Here is a 17,313-nt window from a genome sequence, read left to right as displayed (position 1 = left end):
GTCACTCCTCGTCGAACTTGCGGTTCACCAGATCGACCAGCGAGGCGATGGCGGCCTCGGCATCGGTTCCATTGGCGCGCATGAACAGCGTCTCGCCCTTGGCGGCCTTGACGCGCATGATCTTCACCGGGCTCTTGGCATCGGTCCAGGGCCCGTCGACCGCGATCGCGACTTCGATGGTCGACGCAAAGCGCTTGGCGAGCTGGGTCAGCTTGACCGAGGGCCGCGCATGCAGCCCGACCTCGTTGGTCAGCAGCGCATGCGCCTTCGCTTCCTGCATGCCGATCTCTCCACCGTCAGCCATTCTCGTTCCTGCTCATCCGCCCATCAGCTCTTCGGCGGTTGCGCGCACCGCATCGAGCGGCGAGCCGCCGGAGGCTTCCGTCGCCGCCATCACCGCGCCTTCGACCAGCGGCGCGTTACAGATCACGATGCGCTCGCGCCGCTCCTCCGGCATCATCTCCACCGCCATCTCGCTGTTGGTCTCAGCGCCGCCGAGATCGACCAGAATCGCAACACCTGACTCCGACCACGCCTTGTCGATCGCGCCCATGATGGCGCCAACGTCGGTGCCGAGTCCGCCATCGGCATTGCCGCCGACCGCCGCGAGCGGCACGCTGTCGCCGACCATCTGCCTGACCATGTCGGCCGCGCCTTCCGCCACCTTGGCGGAATGCGACACGATGACGATGCCGACATTCTTCTGCTCACTCATGATCAGGCCTCATTGAATACGCTGCAGATCGCCTGCACGAGCAGGCTGGAGGAGCGCGCGCCGGGATCCATGTGTCCGATCGAACGCTCGCCGAGAAACGAAGCACGGCCGCGGATCGCCAGCATCGGCACGGTCGCGTCGGCAGCTTCGGCAGCGATCGCGGGCAGCCGGGCGGCGAGATCGTCGCCGCCGGCCGCAAAAGCTGCCTGCACCGGGATCAAGACGTCGAGCATGGTCTTCTGGCCTGCTTCCGACTTGCCGCGGGCTTTCACGTCCGCAATGGCACGCCCGAGCGCCGCCGCCGCTTCAGCGGCAGATGGCTCTGATGGCAGCACCTTGCCAAGTCCCATCGCCAGCGTGCCGTAGAGCGGACCGGACGCACCGCCGACCTTCATCACCAGCGCCATGCCGACCGCCTTCAGCGCCTCGGGAAGAGGCTTGGCTGAAATGTTCTCTACGTCGGCGAGAACGGCCTCGAAGCCGCGCTTCATGTTGAGTCCGTGATCGCCGTCGCCGATCGCCGAATCGAGCGCGGTCAGTTCCTCGGCATGCGCGATGATGGCATCGGCCATCGCCATGATCAGCCTGCGCTTGAACGCATGGTCCATTGTCTATCTCACCCGCTGGCCCGCCCGGTCGAACAGCAGCGGCCGGGTGAACTCGATAGCGACGGCGTCGCCGACTTTCAATTCCGTATCCGGCTCGACCAGGCTGACGATGGTCTGGTCCTGCAGCGTGATATGCAGATGATTCTGATCGCCGAGATGCTCGATCCATTTCACCCGTGCGTCCGCACGGGTCTCGGCGCGCCGGACCGTCATGTGCTCGGTGCGCGCGCCGATCGTCGCGACGTCGCCCGGCACCGCGAGATCCGGGAACAGCCCACGCGGCAGCAGATTGATGCCGGGACTGCCGAGCCGGGTCGCCACATAGGCATTGGCCGGATCCTCATAGACCTCCCGCGGGCTGCCGACCTGCACCAGCCGGCCCTGCTCGATCACACCGATGCGGTTGGCAAGTGTCATCGCCTCGATCTGGTCGTGGGTGACATAGAGCATGGTGGCGCCGAGATCCTGCTGGATGCGCTTGAGCTCGATGCGCAGCTCGGAACGCAGCTTGGCGTCGAGCGAGGACAGCGGCTCGTCGAGCAACGCGATCGCAGGTCTGCGCACGAGCGCACGGCCGATCGCCACGCGCTGCATCTGACCGCCCGAGAGCTGAGTAGCGCGGTTGCCGAGCTTGTCCTCGATCCGCAGCATCCCCGCGACGTCACCGACGATGCGCTTGATCTCAGCCTCCGGAATCTTGCGCACCGGCGAGCGCAGCGGAAAGGCGAGATTGTCGTACACCGACAGATGCGGATAGAGCGAATATTGCTGAAACACGAACGTGACGTCGCGCGCGGCCGGCGTCGCTTTCGTCTGATCGACGCCGCCGATGGTGATGCTGCCGCCATCCGGCATGTCGAGGCCTGCCACCAGGCGCAAGGTCGTGGTCTTGCCGGCGCCGGTCGGCCCGAGCAGCACCACGAGCTCGCCATCGCGGATGATCAGCGACAAATCCCGAACCGCCGGCTTGGATCCGAACGACTTGCTGACGGCGTTGAGACGCGTCTCAGCCATGATGGCGCCCTCCTCTCACCGGCTGCTCATACAGCGCCGTGCGGATTGCACGGCCCGTGGCGGCGTTGAACAGCGAAAGCCGGTCGGCGCGGAAGCTGAGTCCGACCGGCTCGGCGCGCTCAATCCGGACCGCCGCGGGCGCGCGCGCCTTGACGGTGCCGCGAGCCGTCGTGACGGTGATGATCTGGGTGGTGCCGAGATATTCGGTGCCAAACACCTCGCCGCGCAGCCCGCCTTCCGCGCTGAGCGCCACCTGCTCCGGCCGCACGCCGAGAACCAGCTCGTCGCTCTCGGCATCCTCGCGCAGCTCGGGCACGCCGATCTCGGCGCCGTCGATGCGCACGCAGTTCGTGCCGGCACCAAGCCTGCCCGCGAAGCGGATGAAGTTCATCGCCGGCGAGCCGATGAAGTCTGCGACGAACATGGTGGCGGGACGGTCGTAGATCTCCTGGGGCGTTCCGAGCTGCTCCACGACACCGCGATTCATCACCGCGATCGTGTCGGCCATCGACATCGCCTCGAGCTGGTCGTGAGTCACGAACACAGTGGTCGCCTTGAGCCGGTCGTGCAGCGCGCGCAGCTCGCCGCACATGATGTGACGGAACTCGGCATCGAGCGCGCCCAGCGGCTCGTCCATCAAGAACGCTTTGGGCTCGCGGACAATGGCGCGGCCGAGTGCGACGCGCTGGCGATCGCCGCTCGACAACCCGCTCACCGGACGGTCCACCAGATGGTCGATGCGCAGGATGCGCGCCGCTTCCTCGACCCGCCGCCTGATCTCCGCCTTGGGCACCCCCATCGAGACCAGGGGAAAGGCGATGTTCCTGCGTACGTTCATGTGCGGGTAGAGCGCGAACAGCTGGAACACCATGGCGATGTCGCGCTCACGCGCGCGCCGGAAGGTGACGTCCTCGCCGCCGAGGTTGATGGTCCCCGACGTCGGCAGCTCCAGGCCTGCAATCATGCGCAACGTGGTGGTCTTGCCGCAGCCGGAAGGACCGAGCAGGCAGAAGAACTCGCCGTCGGCGATCGTGAAGCTGGTGCCGCGCACGGCGGCAAAGCCGCCGAACTCCTTGAACAGGTTCTCGATCCGGATCTCGGCCATGGCGTCAGTCCGGGAACTTGGAGACGATGGTGAACATCACGACACCAGCGAGCGTGGTGATGAAGGAATAGGTGTAGAGCACCAGCGCGAACGGCTGCAGCAGCATCAGCACGCCCGCCGCAATGAGGATCGTCGCCAGCGTCTCCATCGGGCCGCGCCGCAGCGCCCGTGGCCAGCGCGTGGTGGCCACATCGGCAGGCATGTTCCGGATCGACTCGCTCATTTGCGCACCGCTCCGAAGGTGATGCCGCGCAACAGGTGTTTCCTCAGCAGCACCGTGAACACGACGATCGGGATCAGGAACAGCGTGGTGCCCGCCGCAACCGCCGGCCAGTCCTGGCCGCCCTCGCCGATGATAATCGGAATGAAGGGCGGCGCGGTCTGCGCCGTGCCCGAGGTCAGAAGCACCGCAAAGGCATATTCGTTCCAGGCGAAAATCAGGCAGAAGATCGCGGTGGCGACGATGCCGGTGGTGGCCTGCGGCAACACGACCTTGAAGAAGGCTTGCAGCCGGGTGTAGCCGTCGACCATCGCCGCCTCCTCGTATTCGCGCGGGATTTCGTCCATGAAGCCCTTGAGCAGCCAGACCGCGAGCGAGATGTTGACGGACGTATAGAGCAGGATCATGCCGAGCCGCGTGTCGGACAGGCCGAGCTCGCGATACATCAGGTAGATCGGGATCGCGACCGCAATCGGCGGCATCATCCGGGTCGACAGGATGAAGAACAAGAGGTCATCCTTCAGCGGCACCTTGAAGCGCGAGAAGGCGTAGGCCGCAAGCGTGCCGAGCACGACCGACAGCGCGGTCGAGCCGAACGCGATCACCAGTGAATTGACGTAGCGTGGGATGTAGTTCGATGGACCCGCGACCACCATGTTGCGGCCGCGCGAAATGCTGTCGCAGAGGCTGGCGGCCGGCGGCAGCTTGGCCATGTACTCCGGGGCCTGCCGGGTCCGGGTCGTGAACAGGTTGCAGTAACCCTCCAGGCTCGGCTCGGCGACCAGCTTCGGCGGATAGGCGATCGCGTCCGATGGCGACTTGAATCCGGTCATGAAGATCCACAGCAGCGGCACCAAAGTGATCAGGGCATAGGCGATCACCACGGTTGCCGCGATCCGCTTGGTCAGCGGCGACGGATCAACGACGGAATGGGCGGTTGCGAGACCGGTCATCGGCTTTTCACCCGGTTGAGCGCCTTGACGTAGATGTTGGCGAGACCGAACACGGTGACGAACAGGATGATGGCGAACGCCGAGGAATAGCCGGTGCGCCACTTTTCGAACGCCTCGCGCTTCAAGGTGATCGAGGCGACCTCGGTCGTCGAGCCTGGACCGCCGCCGGTCAGCAGGTTGACCATGTCGAACATCTTGAAGTTCTCGATGCCGCGGAACAACACCGCGAGCATGATGAAGGGCAGCGCCATCGGCAGCGTGATCGACCAGAACTGCCGCCACGGCGAGGCGCGGTCGACCTCGGCCGCCTCATAGATGTAGTCGGGAATCGAGCGCAGGCCTGCGAGGCAGATCAGCATCACATAGGGCGTCCACATCCAGGTGTCGACGACGACGATGGCCCAAGGCGCCAGCGGCACCTGCGCCAGCATCTGGAACGACGACGCCGGCATGCCGGTCACGGCGGCGATGACGTAATTGAACAGGCCGATCTGCGGCTGGTACAGGAAGGTCCAGAAATTGCCGACCACGGCCGGCGACAGCATCATCGGCAGCAGGATCAACGTGGTCCAAAGGCCGTGGCCACGGAATTTCTTGTCGATCAGCCAGGCCAGGGTGAAGCCCAGCACGGTCTGGATCAGGATGGTCCAGAACACGAAGCGCGCGGTCACCGTCATCGCCGCCCAGACGTCCGGATCGGTCAGGATCGACTGGTAGTTGGCGAGCCCGACATCGAGCACGGTGGCGTTCGGACGGTTCGCGCGATAATTGGTGAAGGACAGCCGGATGGTCCAGATCAACGGGAAGATGTTGATCGCGAGCAGCAGCAGCATGGTCGGCGTGATGAACAGCCAGGCGATGGCGCGCTCGGACAGGCCGCGCACGCGCCCCGCCACGACCGGCGGCGTCACGAGGGCGGCGCGGTCGACGAGGCTGCTCAGTCCGGTTTGGTCGGTCATGCGAGGGACTGCTTCACTGGCTGCTTCTGGCTGGCGGTGAGACTGGTTGGTCCGCCCGGCAAGCCGAAGCTCGCCGGAGGGATTGTCGTGGCGAATCCCGCGTGTGCGCGAGGTGCCGCGGCCATCAGAGCTTGCCGTCCTCCTTGAAGACCTTGGTCCAGTCGGCGATCAGCCCGTCGAGCGCGCCCTTGGCGGTGCCCTGGTCGGCGACGACATAGTCGTGGACGCGCTTCTGCATGGCGAGCAGGAGCTGCGCGTAGGACGGCTCGGCCCAGAAATCGACCACCTGGTCCATCGCCACCAGAAAGTCGGCGGCGAACGGCGCGGTGTTTTTGAAGTTGGGGTCGTTGAGCACGCCCTTGTGGCAGCTATAGCCGCCGAGCGCCCACCATTTCTTCTGGGTGTCGAGCGAGGCAAACCATTTGATGTAGGCCAGCGCCTCGGCACGGTTCGGCGAATAGGCCACCACCGAGATGCCCTGCCCGCCGAGCTGCGAGCCCTTCTCCTTCTGCGCCGGGTTGACGAAGAAGCCGATCTTGTCGCCGCCGACATTGGGGTCCTTGTAGAGGCCCGGGAAAAAGGCGAACCAGTTCATCTGCAGCGCGACCTGGCCGGACTTGAAGGCGTCGAGCCCTTCCTGCATGTAGCCATTCGAATAGCCGGGCGGCGTGCAGCACTTGTACAGCGCCTTGTAGAATTCGAGGCCCTTCACGGCGTCGTCGGAATTGACAAAGCCCTGCATGTCATACGGCTTCTTCGGGTTCTGATACTTGAAGCCGAACGGATAGAGCGCGTTGGTGACGCCCATGGTGATGCCTTCCGAGCCGCGCTCGGTGAAGATCGCCGCGCCGTAGACGGTCTTGCCGTCGATCACCCGCTTCTGGAAGAACTCGGCGATGTCCTTCAGCTCGGCTTGCGTCTTGGGCACGTCGAGCTCGCGGCCGAACTTCTTCTTGAACTCCTCGCGGATTTCGGACCGTGAGAACCAGTCCTTGCGATAGGTCCAGCCGTTGGCGTCGCCCATCGCCGGCAGCGCCCAGTAGTTCGGCGTGCCCTTCGGCCATTCGGCGTAGCCGGCCACGGTGGCGGGCATGAAGTCGGAGATCTTGATGCCTTCCTTATCGAAGAACTCGTTGAGCTTGACATATTGACCGTTCTCGGCGGCGCCGCCGATCCACTGGGAGTCGCCGATCATCAGGTCGCACAGCTTGCCCTTGGAGTTCAGCTCGTTGAGCATGCGGTCGGCGAAGTTCGGCCACGGCACGAACTCGAACTTCATGCTGACGCCGGTCTTGGCGGTGAAGTCCTTGGACAGCTCGACCAGCGCATTGGCCGGGTCCCAGGCGGCCCAGCACAAGGTGATGGTCTTTCCTTCGGCGCGTGCCGGCGCGGATGCGCCGAGCACGGTCGCAGCGGCGACCGTCGCCGTCAGTGCAAATGTCTGCAGCAACTTCATCTGGCACTCCCTCCCTGTTGGCGCCGTCCCCGCTTCGCGTGGGTGACGGCGATGCATGGCCTGCGGCGAGCGGCGCCGTCACAACGACAGCGCGAGCCGCAAGCGTTTCCCCATGGCCCCGGATCATCCGTCCGAGTTAAGTATTTTGTTTAGTAGATTGTGAATGACTAAACATGTCAAGCGCGTTTTCGCGACGTTTGCAGCGCATCATGTTTAGCGACTGCGGTAAGCTGCTCGTCGTCCGGAGGTTTGCCGGGATGGCGATGGCGCGGCTCTCCGGCGCAGCCGCCAGGACGCAGGCTCGGCCCAACTCCAGGCTGCATCCGCGCGATCAGCCCTTCGCCAACGTCACGCCGCAACTGACCCGGCCGTCAGCGATGAGGAAGCGTCCGGCGAGGCGAGCAATGGCAGCCGGCCATCCCTCTCTCACGACGCGCGCCTCGAACGTGCCTGCCGCCCATGCGATCGTGAGCTCGACGTCCTGGAAATCCAGGAAGCCGTGCGTGATCGGATATTGGCATTTGTAGTAGGCTTCCTTCGCGCTGAAGATCACGATCGGCAGCATCGGCTGCAAGGCGTCCGGCTGCGCGCGAAGCCATCGCCGCTCGGCCGGCGTAAGCACCAGGTCGCGCATCGACGGATCGAGCTCGCGCAGGTCCTCGACATCCAGTCCGAGCGACGAGACATCCCTGCTTCGGGCTACGGCCACGGCGCAATGATCGGCACAATGTGAGATGCTTCCCACATAGCCCGGCGGCCACACCGGCGCGCGATCCGGCGCCGGGACGAGCGCCACCGGCGGAGCTCCGAGCGCGGCCAGCGCCCTGCGCGCCAGGACCCGCGCGGTCGCGAACTCGGCCCGCCGCTTGGCGACCGCGGCTTGAATATGAGCGCGCTCCTCGGCAAACAGCTCGTCGTCCGCCAGCGAGAGGCTGGAGGCCACGACCACGACCGGGCCTTCAAACAGATCTGCAAGCACCCTCGTCACCAACTCTGCGCGCGCGTCTCTTTGCGGACCGGCCTCGACCGACCGCCACCGTATACGACACGGCGACGTCGAAGCGAATTCCAACGGTTCAACATGTTTCGCGATCTCGCGGCGCCACGCGCCCGAGCTTTGCATGGCGAGCGCACGCTGCCGCTCGGCGAGCCGCACCACCGACCACTGCGGATCGGCATCGACCAGCACCACCTTGCGCCCGGCGAGGTGCCAAGGCACCCAGCTCGCCCCGGCAGCCCATGCTCGTATCAGGATCGGAACATAATGCGATGCAAGTCGATTCTGCCATAACTCGTCGGCTTGTCCAACGCGCCCCTGCCACTGTCCCCGCCATGCTTCTCCGCGCCGCTGAAATGCGCGTCACCGGGCAGCTTTCGCTTGACGGCGGCGTCCCGCAACGGGACTTATCCAGTCCCTCCGTCTGCCGAAGAAGTGCGTTCCCATGACCGCCGATCCGCTCTCGATCCTCAAGGCCGTGTTCGGCTATGACAGCTTTCGCGGGCGGCAGCGCGACATCGTCGAGCACGTGATCGCCGGACACAATGCCTTCGTGCTGATGCCGACCGGCGGCGGCAAATCGCTGTGCTACCAGATCCCGGCGCTGGCGCGTCCCGGCCTCGGGCTGATCATCTCGCCGCTGATCGCGCTGATGGAGGACCAGGTCACCGCGCTCCGGCAGGCCGGCGTGAAGGCCGCGGCGCTGAACTCGCGGCTCTGGGGCGCCGAGAAGGACCTGCTGTGGCAGGACATCGAACGCGGCGAGCTCGACCTGCTCTACATGGCGCCCGAGACGCTGCTCAGGCCGGAGAACCTGGAGCGTCTCAAGGCCGCGCAACTGTCGCTGATCGCCATCGACGAGGCGCACTGCGTCTCGCAATGGGGCCATGATTTCCGGCCCGAATACCGCGCCCTCGACTGTCTCGCCGGGCTGTTCCCGACGATCCCGCGCATCGCGCTCACCGCCACCGCCGATGCGCCGACGCGGGCCGAGATCGTCGAGCATCTCTCGATCGGCGACGGCAACAGCTTCATCGCCGGCTTCGACCGGCCGAACATCCGCTACGGCGCGGCGGAGAAGACCAGCACGATGCAGCAGATGCTCGCCTTCCTGAAATCCCGCGAGGGCGAGAGCGGCATCGTCTATTGCCTGTCCAAGCGCAAGACCGAGGAGGTCGCCGCCTCGCTCAGCGACCACGGCTTTCCGGCGCTGCCCTATCATGCCGGCATGGAGATGAAGGCGCGGGAGAAGAACCAGCGTCGCTTCCAGCTCGAGCAGGGGCTGATCATGGTCGCCACCATCGCTTTCGGCATGGGCATCGACAAGCCCGACGTGCGCTTCGTGCTGCATGCCGATCTGCCGTCCAGCATCGAGGCCTACTATCAGGAGACCGGCCGCGCCGGCCGCGACGGCCTGCCATCGGAAACCCTGATGCTGTACGGCGCCGAGGACATCGCGCTGCGCCGCCGCTTCATCGATGAGTCGGACGCGCCCGATGCGCGCAAGCGCACCGAGCGCCGCAAGCTCGATGCGCTGCTCGGCTTCGCCGAGACCTGCCAATGCCGGCGCCAGGTGCTGCTGCGCTATTTCGGCGACGATTGCGCGCCGTGCGGCAATTGCGACATCTGCCTCGACCCGCCCGAGACCTTCGACGGCACCATCGCCGCGCAGAAGCTGCTGTCCTGCATCCACCGCACCGGCGAGCGCTTCGGCCAGGCCCACGTCGTCGCGGTGCTGCTCGGCGAGACGGACGAGCGCATCGAACGGCTCGGCCATGACAAGCTCTCCACCTTCGGCATCGGCAAGGAGCACGACCGCAACGCCTGGCGCTCCATCGTCCGCCAGCTCGTCGCGCATGGGCTGGTCAGCGTCGACATCGCCGGCCATGGCGGCCTGTCGATCTCGCCCGAGGGCCGCCAGTTCCTACGCGACAAGCCGCAACTCAGCCTGCGCGTGCTGAAGAAGACCAGGCGCGACCGCAAGGCTCGGGAGCGGCAGACCACGACGACATTTCCTGACCTCGACCGCGACTTGTTCGAGAAGCTGCGCGTCCGGCGGATGGAGCTCGCCAAGGCCCAGAACGTGCCGCCCTACGTCATCTTCCACGACAAGACGCTGGCCGAAATGGCGGCCCGCCATCCGCGCTCCGTCGCGGAGCTTGCGAGCATCCCCGGCGCCGGTACGGTCAAGCTCGCGCGCTACGGCGAGGCATTCGTGGCGGTCATCAAAGCGCATGATGCGGGCGCCTGAGCCCGCATCGTCCCGCAGCACCGCGACTCCTTCGCTCGACTATCAGACGGCACACATGGCCTCACACATGGGCTCGCGATCCCGGCCGGACGCTCGTGACGATCGCGAAACGTCCCTCTTCGGCGAGCCGGATGCGCGGAAATGTGACGGTGATTTGCCGAGTGCAATTGATTAGTTTACGACAAATCGGCTCCACGGGCAGTTCGCGCATGAGCGGCATGCACGGATTGCCGTCGTGCAGCGAACATGCGCGCACACCCGTAGCATGCGTTCGCACCCGTTGTATTTTGTCGGATTCCCGACACCGACTTTTCTTGACCCTCGCGCGGCACGCTCTTAGTTTCCGTCCCCGCTTGAAACGGCAATCAACAAACTCATATGGGCGGACGCGATGGTTCGGGAATTCGAGTACAAGGGGGAAGTGTTTCGGGTGACGGCGCATGGCATCCATGGCCATGAGGAGATCTTCATCGTCCACATCGACGACGGCGTCGAGGGCGGCGAGATCTCGATCGACCGGATGACCGAGGAGAACGACACCAGCGCACCGCTGGAGGACGTCATCGTCATGCTCTGCGACAAGCTGATTCCGGAAGCCGGCATCGTCTGCCGCGAGCCCGGCGGCGCGTTCGCCTGGCGCGAGGGCAAGGTCGTCTACCAGGTTCACGACGGCGTGCAGGAGCTCAGCCGCGGCTGATCGCGGGCGCCGCGCGTCGCGTGGGGATGCCGTGGTCAGATGCGCCGCTGCACCGACGCGGGTTGGAGATCCTGCTCGCAGCGGCAGGTCCTCTGCGCCCTCTTCTGCAGGATCTGCGAGACCATCCGCTCCGTCCCGGTCAGGCCGGTCAGGATCGTCGCGCCGACAGCCATGCCGGATCGCAATCCGGCGGGCATGGCCGCCTTCAGCAGGCTGATCTTCAGCGCAATCCGGCTTTCGCCGTCTGGCGAGCCGGACGCCGCGCCGATCAATTCGGCATCCGCGACATGCCCATAGAGCCGGACGGAGGGCAGACCGGGCACGTCGATCGTGACCGCCTGTCCGATCGCGACATAGGTGATCTCGGAGACCGCGAGGGCAGCGATGACGTGGGACTCGCCCGGCGTGACCACCGCCATCAACGACCGATCTGCCGTCACGGCGTCCCCGACATGGAGACCGCTTGCGGCCACGACGCCGGCGACGGGAGCGATGACGTCGTTCAGCGCGACCGTCGCGGCGCGCTCGTCCCGGTGCTCGATCCGCGCCAGAACCTGTCCCGCAACAATCTCCTGATTGTCGGTCACGAGCAGGTCCCTGACCAGGCCGGACACCGCCGACCTGACCGGGACTTCGTTCATCCTGACATAGGCATCATCGGTGTGGACGAGATATTGGCCGACGGTCACATACTCGACCATCCATGGCAGCGCGACGAGCATTCCGATCATCAGGCCGAGCCCGACGAGCGACCACAGCGCACGTCCCACGGACGCCCTGGATGTGGCGCGCGGGTCCGCCGGGGGACGCTCCTCATGCAGAATCGTCAGCCGGGATCCGCCCGGCGCTTGCTGTCCGTCCACCGCTCGCTCCTCACGACCACGGCATCGGGCGCATTGCCGCCTCGGCGGCGTCCTCGTGACGTGAAGGTCGCGCCCATCGAATGCTCGTGACGCCGATGTGGCGGCTCGCGGGCCGGTTGATAATGGCGCCTGGACCGAATTGGGTCTTCAATTTCTCGAAACAATGCCGGCGTCGACGACACCGCGACACCGCCGCAACCTCGACACGAGACGGCGGTAACGCCGTTGATCGTCACGCAAGCTTTGCCCGCGCTTCAAACGACGGCCCCAAACAACTTTCCGATGCCTGCGGTGAGACCCAGGGCGAAGGCCCCCCAGAACGTCACGCGAAAGGTGGCGCGCGGAATGTTGGCCCCGCCTGCCTTTGCGCCGATCGCTCCCAGCACCGCGAGAAAGGCGAGAGAAGCCGCGGAGACGATCGGGACCAGCAAATTGGCGGGCGACACGACGACCATCAGCAAGGGCATGGCGGCTCCCACCGAAAACATCATGGCCGAGGTCACGGCGGCCTGGATGGGCCGCGCTGCGGTGATCTCCGAGATTCCCAATTCGTCGCGCGCATGAGCCGTCAACGCGTCTTTCGCCATCAACTGCTCGGCCACCTGCCGCGCAAGGGATTGATCCACACCTCGCTTGACGTAGATATCGGCAAGCTCGTCGCGTTCAAATGCGGGGTTGTCGCTCAGCTCCTTGCGCTCCCGTGCAAGGTCGGCCTGCTCCGTATCCGACTGCGAACTGACGGAGACATATTCACCGGCGGCCATCGACATCGCTCCCGCGACCAATCCCGCGACACCCGCGATCAGGACGTCGTTTCGTGTCGCTGCTGCCGCAGCAACACCGACGATCAGACTTGCAGTCGAAATGATGCCGTCATTGGCTCCCAGAACGGCCGCCCTGAGCCATCCGATCCGCGCCACCAGGTGGCTTTCAGGGTGGACGTGAAGACGGCTCATGTCTTTCTCCTGATCACGCCTTGCAACCTCGTCGCGGCGGCCACGGTGTTGGAAATCGTTCCATACTTCCTGACATTCTGATGAAGCAGCTCGAGCCGGCGGTCATCTTCATCGGTGTCGACGATCAGCTCGTAATCGATCGACGCCATCATCGGCGGGCTGTCCTGACGGACGCCGATCAGTCGCACCTCGACGCCACGAACATGGAACTTGAGCATCGGCGTCACGCGTTCGATTCCCTTGATCATGCAGGCGGCAACCGCGGCGAGAAGAAGCTCGGCCGGGTTGAATGCATCCCGCCGTCCCTTGACGTCGGTATCGAGCACCACGGTCGCATCCTTGCAGTCTGCGACGCTTTCATGCGCATCGATCCGTCGGGCGTTGACGCGATACTCCAGCATTGGCGAGTCTCCCGGCCGTGTTTCCTGGGGGATTGGCAATCCGAACCATGAGCGGAGTGATCGATCGGATCGCGACCGTTCGGTCACGGCGCCTGAAGCGACGACGCAATCCGTCATTCCCGACAGGCCTGTCGCCTCCCCTAGTCGTCCGAATGAGGCAGCATGCGCAGGAGCGTCCGATCCCGGAAGATCCAGTGATGGATCAGCGCGGCGGCCGCATGCATTGCGGCCACGATGACGAGGGCGTGGGCGAGAATTTCGTGCACTTCCTTGACGTTGTGAGCAAACGCGCGGTCCTTGGGCCAGGGCGACGCGATCTCGGCGATGCCAAACAGCGGCAAGGCATCACCGCGTGCAAACTGCAACACGATTCCAACGACAGGGACGGCAAGGAGCAGCGCATAGAGGGCGTAGTGCGCGAAACGCGCGGCCGGATCCTGCCACTTTCCCATCCATGTGGCGAATTCGGTCGTCTCGGGCGGCGGAGATGGATCGGCCAGCCGCCAAGCCAGGCGCACGGCCAGAAGCGCGAGGATCGCGATCCCAGCCGTCACGTGGATGAACAGGCCGGATTCGCGCGGTGCGCCCTTGGGCAGCACGTCACCGAAGACACCAAGCGCCCAGGCGACGGCCACGAGCACGACCGTCAACCAATGCAACGTCTGTGGAATTGCGCCGTAGCTTCGCGTCGAGTTGAAGAGCTGCATCTCGGACCTCTCTCTTCAGAATATGGTCCTGACGCGACCGTCCCTCGTTGACGTGGATCAAGCCCTTGCCGGCCTGGGTGCTCAGACTAGCGGGACGAGTGCCAGCTCTGCATCGGCGATGACATAGCGGACGTAGCGGTAGTCGCGGATGAAGCTGATCTTGCCGTCGCGCCAGCTCAGCCACATGAAGTAGCTGGGCTGCGGATCGCCATGGCGTTCGAACACGGCGATCACTTCCCGGCCCTCGAGCCAGGCGGGCGCCAGCCAGACGCCGTCCATCCCGGCGTAGATGCTGAAGAACATCCCGACATCGGCCGAGCCGACACGGACGGGATGAGTGGACTGGTGCAGCTTGACGTCGTGCGCCAGCAGCGCGCGCAGGCCGTCCCAATCACGCCGGTTGAACAGGCTCGCATAGCGCGCCACCGCATCGGACGCCGGTCTCGCCGCCGGCCGGGCCTCGGCCACGGCGTTGATCTCGGAGAGCCGCGCGCGGGCGCGGGCGAGATGCGCCTTCACCGAGTCCAACGTCAGGCCGAGCAACGCCGCGATGTCGGCGAGCGGCTCGTCGAGCACGTCCTTGAGGATGAGCACGCTCCGCTGAGGGATCGGAAGCTCCGTGAAGCGTGACACCGCCGTCCTGATCGCCTCGTCGCGCATCATCACCTCCACGGCATCCGGTGCGGCGTCATCGGCGACGTCGTCAGCGGCCTCGATCGGTTCGACCGCCCGGATCGCACGGCTGCGCAGCAGGTCCAGCGCCCGGTTATGCGCGACCCGGAACAGCCAGGCGCGCAGCATCGCGAGGTCCCGCATCTCGCCCACGGCGACGAGCGCCTTCGTCAGGGTGTCCTGCACGACGTCCTCGCCGTCGATCACCGACCCCATCAGCCGTGCGCAATAGCGATGCAGCTCGGGCCGCAACTTCTCTGCCAGGGCCATGAGCTCGGCCCTGCGCGCGTCTTGCTGATCCTGTGGTCCGTCACTCAAGCTGCCGCTCCTTCCATCACCGTCACACCGTCGTCGCCATTCAGACCGAACACGACACCATCGGCGAATCGCGGGTCCTCCAGCACGGAGGCGACGCGATCGCCGAACGCGCGCGGCGGCATCGGCGCGCCGAAACGGGCGACGAACGCTTCCGGCGTGATGCCCATGGACCCGGCATAAGCGCCCGCGGCCGTATCCCCCACTCCCGTGCCGAGGATCATCATGCGCGGCACGATCGCCTGGAAGCGGATGCCGAGTCTGTCGTCCTGCGACACGCCGTTGGCATATTTCGCCATGAACCAGAGCATGCGCTTGGCGCCGCCGTAGCCGCCTGACATCTGTGAACCACCCACCGCCGCGCCGCTCGATCCGACCAGCACGCGGCTTCCTGGCTTGAGCGGGAGCTTGAGCGCCGCCTGGATCCAGTACAAGCCCGCCTTGACGTCCGTTTCCCAGGCAGCCGAGAAATCCCTCCAGGTCAGCCGATCCAGCCGGCCCATGAGCGGCGTTGTGCCGGCGTTCAAGATCAGGATGTCGGGGCTGATATCGCCGACGATGCGATGCGCAGCGGCCTCGTCGGTGACGTCGGCCGCGATCGTGGCCACACCCAGGCGCGCAGCAATCGCGTTCAGCGCCTCGGTTCCGCGCGCGACGACGGTCACCTTGGCGCCGCGATCGACGAGGGCCTCCACGACTCCCAGGCCAAGGCCGCGGCTTCCGCCGGTCACGACGATCGTCTTGTCTTTCAGGCTCATGATGATGCTCCAATGTCGAGATGACATGAAGACGATCGAGGCATCGGAAAAGAGTCAGGCGGCGAAACCACCGGTGCCCCCCTTGCGCAACGGAGCGCTGGGCTGGATGCTCCGGGCACATCGTTCATCATGGGAATCGCTTCATGTCCGTCGACACCGCCGCCGCCACCGATCGTCTGATGCGTTTTCTGGCCGTCCAGGGCGTGACCGGACAGGAGAAGGCGATCGGACGCGAGATCATGGCGGCGCTGAAGCAGGCCGGCGTGCCTGCCAAGGCGATGCGGCTCGACGATGCCAATACGCGCATTCCGCTGCCGACCGAGACCGGCAACCTGATCGTCGAGCTGCCCGGCCGCGGCAGCCAGCACAATCAGCCGCGGATCATGTTCATGACCCATATGGACACGGTGCCGCTGTGCGCCGGCGCGCAGCCGAAGATCGCTGGTCGCAAGATCGTCAACCAGGCCAAGACCGCGCTCGGCGGCGACAATCGCTGCGGCTGCGGCATCCTCGTCACGCTCGCCGCCGAGCTTGTCAGGCAAAAGCTCGATCATCCGCCGATCACCCTGCTGTTCTGCGTGCGCGAGGAGAGCGGGCTCCATGGCGCGCGCCACGTCAACACGGATGACCTCGGCGCGCCCGAGATGGCCTTCAATTTCGACGGCAGCTCGGCCTCCAGCGTCACCATCGGTGCCGTCGGCGCCGACCGCTGGGAGGTCGAGATCTTCGGCCGTGCCTCGCATGCCGGCGTCGCGCCGGAACGCGGCATCAGCGCCACCATGATCCTGGCGCTCGCGCTCGCCGAGGTCAAAGCCGGCGGCTGGTTCGGCAAGGTGGTGAAGGGCAAGGGCAAGGACGCGAGGCTTGGCACCAGCAATGTCGGCCCGGTCACCGGCGGCGAAGGCCGCCCCGCGGGCGACGCCACCAACGTCGTCACCGACTACGTCCACGTCCGCGGCGAATGTCGCAGCCACGATGCCAAATTCATCCGCGAGATCACCAAGGCCTACAAGGCCGCTTTCGAGAAGGCGGCCAAGCAGGTCACCAACAGCGAGGGCAAGTCCGGCCGCGTCAAGTTCAAGGCCGAGACCGACTATCATCCGTTCCGGATGAAGGAGACCCTTCCCGTCGTCAAGCGCGCCATGGCTGCCGTTTCCGACATCGGCGCCGCGCCGACCCTGCGCGCCGGCAATGGCGGCCTCGACGCCAACTGGATGGTCCGCCACGGCATCCCCACCGTGACCTTCGGCACCGGCCAGAACGAGCCGCACACGATCGACGAATGGATCAACCTGGACGAATACGACCGGGCGTGTGCGCTGGCGGTTCGGCTGGCCACGATGGGGTGAGACGACGCCGTCCGAACACCCAAGCGGAATGGCTGCAACCTCCTTGCTCCCGCGCGGCGTCGTGATGACGGGCTTGCCGGCAAACGCGCATGTTCCGAACAGGTCGAACAGCGAGGCCATGACGTCGCGCTCCCGCGGCGGATGGCACCCGGGCTTTGCGTCCTTTGGTCCTCTTCTCCTCGAAGAAGAGGCGCAGGGAAGACCGGGTATCGGCTGATACCCGCGGTCCGCGTGCAGCAGAAAGCACGCGGCAGAACCACAGGTTCAGCCCAATATCCGGCCTTCCCTGCGCGACGGTTTGAACGGGTTATAGGCGC

General features: G+C 65.6%; 19 protein-coding genes. 3 read left to right on the top strand and 16 right to left on the bottom strand.

What is annotated here, in order from left to right:
* Position 1 precedes the first annotated feature (1 nt).
* The 10 genes from QX126_RS08070 to QX126_RS08025 form a co-directional block, all read right to left on the bottom strand.
* Positions 2-304: an HPr family phosphocarrier protein gene (locus QX126_RS08070; protein ID WP_315780339.1), complete on the bottom strand. Its 303-nt coding sequence runs from the start codon at positions 302-304 to the stop codon at positions 2-4.
* Positions 305-316: 12 nt separating this feature from the next.
* Positions 317-715 (bottom strand): dihydroxyacetone kinase phosphoryl donor subunit DhaM, encoded by a 399-nt coding sequence (dhaM, locus tag QX126_RS08065; RefSeq protein WP_284416623.1) that lies wholly within the window; start codon positions 713-715, stop codon positions 317-319.
* A 2-nt stretch (positions 716-717) separates the two neighbouring features.
* The gene (dhaL, locus tag QX126_RS08060; protein ID WP_315780337.1) at positions 718-1,323 is read right to left on the bottom strand and encodes a dihydroxyacetone kinase subunit DhaL; all 606 of its coding nucleotides are present in this window, start codon (positions 1,321-1,323) and stop codon (positions 718-720) included.
* A gap of 3 nt (positions 1,324-1,326) precedes the next feature.
* Entirely contained in the window at positions 1,327-2,337 is a 1,011-nt protein-coding gene (locus QX126_RS08055; protein WP_315780335.1) for an ABC transporter ATP-binding protein, read from the bottom strand.
* Positions 2,330-3,442 (bottom strand): ABC transporter ATP-binding protein, encoded by a 1,113-nt coding sequence (locus QX126_RS08050; protein ID WP_315780333.1) that lies wholly within the window; start codon positions 3,440-3,442, stop codon positions 2,330-2,332. The genes QX126_RS08055 and QX126_RS08050 overlap by 8 nt, the downstream gene beginning before the upstream one ends.
* A 4-nt stretch (positions 3,443-3,446) precedes the next feature.
* The gene (locus QX126_RS08045; protein WP_315739282.1) at positions 3,447-3,644 is read right to left on the bottom strand and encodes a hypothetical protein; all 198 of its coding nucleotides are present in this window, start codon (positions 3,642-3,644) and stop codon (positions 3,447-3,449) included.
* A gap of 17 nt (positions 3,645-3,661) precedes the next feature.
* Positions 3,662-4,615: a carbohydrate ABC transporter permease gene (locus QX126_RS08040; RefSeq protein WP_315757847.1), complete on the bottom strand. Its 954-nt coding sequence runs from the start codon at positions 4,613-4,615 to the stop codon at positions 3,662-3,664.
* The gene (locus QX126_RS08035; RefSeq protein ID WP_315739280.1) at positions 4,612-5,574 is read right to left on the bottom strand and encodes a sugar ABC transporter permease; all 963 of its coding nucleotides are present in this window, start codon (positions 5,572-5,574) and stop codon (positions 4,612-4,614) included. Before QX126_RS08035 ends, QX126_RS08040 begins: the two co-directional genes overlap by 4 nt.
* A gap of 124 nt (positions 5,575-5,698) precedes the next feature.
* A complete protein-coding gene (locus tag QX126_RS08030; RefSeq protein ID WP_315770974.1) occupies positions 5,699-7,030 on the bottom strand; it encodes an ABC transporter substrate-binding protein in 1,332 nt (443 codons plus the stop codon).
* Positions 7,031-7,361: 331 nt separating this feature from the next.
* Complete coding sequence (locus QX126_RS08025; RefSeq protein ID WP_315739278.1) at positions 7,362-8,249, bottom strand: 4'-phosphopantetheinyl transferase; 888 nt, start codon at positions 8,247-8,249, stop codon at positions 7,362-7,364.
* Positions 8,250-8,472: 223 nt separating this feature from the next.
* Between QX126_RS08025 and recQ the strand changes: the two genes are divergently transcribed.
* The gene (recQ, locus tag QX126_RS08020; RefSeq protein ID WP_315780331.1) at positions 8,473-10,278 is read left to right on the top strand and encodes a DNA helicase RecQ; all 1,806 of its coding nucleotides are present in this window, start codon (positions 8,473-8,475) and stop codon (positions 10,276-10,278) included.
* Positions 10,279-10,669: 391 nt separating this feature from the next.
* Positions 10,670-10,975, top strand: coding sequence for a hypothetical protein (locus QX126_RS08015; protein ID WP_315780329.1), 306 nt, complete (start codon positions 10,670-10,672; stop codon positions 10,973-10,975).
* A 35-nt stretch (positions 10,976-11,010) separates the two neighbouring features.
* Here QX126_RS08015 and QX126_RS08010 read toward each other — a convergent pair whose 3' ends face one another.
* The 6 genes from QX126_RS08010 to QX126_RS07985 form a co-directional block, all read right to left on the bottom strand.
* Entirely contained in the window at positions 11,011-11,745 is a 735-nt protein-coding gene (locus tag QX126_RS08010; protein ID WP_315777413.1) for an HlyD family efflux transporter periplasmic adaptor subunit, read from the bottom strand.
* A 347-nt stretch (positions 11,746-12,092) separates the two neighbouring features.
* A complete protein-coding gene (locus QX126_RS08005) occupies positions 12,093-12,794 on the bottom strand; it encodes a VIT family protein (protein WP_315739274.1) in 702 nt (233 codons plus the stop codon).
* Positions 12,791-13,195: an OsmC family protein gene (locus QX126_RS08000; protein ID WP_315739451.1), complete on the bottom strand. Its 405-nt coding sequence runs from the start codon at positions 13,193-13,195 to the stop codon at positions 12,791-12,793. The genes QX126_RS08005 and QX126_RS08000 overlap by 4 nt, the downstream gene beginning before the upstream one ends.
* Positions 13,196-13,335: 140 nt before the next feature.
* Positions 13,336-13,902, bottom strand: coding sequence for a cytochrome b (locus QX126_RS07995; protein WP_315739273.1), 567 nt, complete (start codon positions 13,900-13,902; stop codon positions 13,336-13,338).
* An 81-nt stretch (positions 13,903-13,983) separates the two neighbouring features.
* On the bottom strand, positions 13,984-14,892 hold the full coding sequence (locus tag QX126_RS07990; RefSeq protein WP_315780327.1) for a sigma-70 family RNA polymerase sigma factor: 909 nt from the start codon (positions 14,890-14,892) through the stop codon (positions 13,984-13,986).
* Entirely contained in the window at positions 14,889-15,647 is a 759-nt protein-coding gene (locus QX126_RS07985; protein WP_315777411.1) for an SDR family oxidoreductase, read from the bottom strand. Before QX126_RS07985 ends, QX126_RS07990 begins: the two co-directional genes overlap by 4 nt.
* A 143-nt stretch (positions 15,648-15,790) precedes the next feature.
* Between QX126_RS07985 and QX126_RS07980 the strand changes: the two genes are divergently transcribed.
* A complete protein-coding gene (locus tag QX126_RS07980; protein ID WP_315780326.1) occupies positions 15,791-16,996 on the top strand; it encodes a M20/M25/M40 family metallo-hydrolase in 1,206 nt (401 codons plus the stop codon).
* The last annotated feature ends 317 nt before the right edge of the window (positions 16,997-17,313 follow it).

This window comes from Bradyrhizobium sp. SZCCHNPS1003 (assembly GCF_032381555.1).
Classification (GTDB): domain Bacteria; phylum Pseudomonadota; class Alphaproteobacteria; order Rhizobiales; family Xanthobacteraceae; genus Bradyrhizobium.
The sequence above is the reverse complement of the archived record's forward strand: the minus strand, read 5'-3'. Positions and strand labels throughout refer to the sequence as shown.